The sequence below is a fragment of the Pseudomonas sp. K5002 genome (assembly GCF_013386655.1).
Classification (GTDB): Bacteria; Pseudomonadota; Gammaproteobacteria; order Pseudomonadales; family Pseudomonadaceae; genus Aquipseudomonas.
Window position 1 is genome coordinate 431 of the sequence record NZ_JACARK010000630.1, and the last position, 745, is coordinate 1,175.

At 65.0% G+C, this 745-nt stretch carries 1 pseudogene (only partly in view); it reads left to right on the top strand.

Annotation, left to right across the window (positions count from 1 at the left end):
* A pseudogene (locus HX846_RS25060) lies at positions 1-745 on the top strand (acyl-CoA dehydrogenase family protein) (its annotated part extends 257 nt beyond the left edge of the window); the annotation flags it as partial.

The following is a 745-nucleotide window of genomic DNA, read 5'->3' on the forward strand; positions in this document are numbered from 1 at the left end:
CACCTGATGCTCGCCACCGTTCGCCTGTTCTCACGCCCGGAGCAATGGCAACCCTGGTTCGAACAAACCGCGCGCAAGAACTGGTTCTGGGGCAACGCCCTCAACCCGCTGGACACGCGCACGGTGGTCAAAGCCTACAACGGCTGGCGCGAATTCTCCGGCAAGAAGAGCTTTTGCTCCGGAGCCAGCGACTCGGAAATGCTGATCGCCTCGGCGGTGGATGAAAGCGCCGGCGGCAAGCTGCTGATCGCGGCCATCCCCAGCGGGCGCAGTGGCATCACCCTGCACAATGACTGGAACAACATCGGCCAGCGCCAGACCGACAGCGGCAGCGCCAGCTTCGAACGGGTACGCGTGGAAGAGTCGGAATTGCTCCTCGATCCCGGCCCGCTGAGTACGCCCTTCGCCTGCCTGCGCCCACTGATCGCTCAACTGACCTTCACCCACATGTTCCTCGGCATCGCCGAAGGCGCCTTTGCCGAAGCCCGGAATTACACCCTGACCGAAACCCGGCCCTGGCATAAATCCACGGTGCAGGACATTCGCCAGGACCCGTACGTGCTCAACCACTACGGCGAATTCTGGGTCGCGCTGGAAGGCGTGCGCCTGCTGGTGGAACGCGCCGCCGAACTGCTGGACCAGGCCTGGGCCAAGGGCCCGAGCCTCAGTGAAAGCGAGCGCGGCGAGCTGGCCATCGCCATCGCCACGGCCAAGGTCGCTGCCACCCGCAACGGCCTGGAGCTGT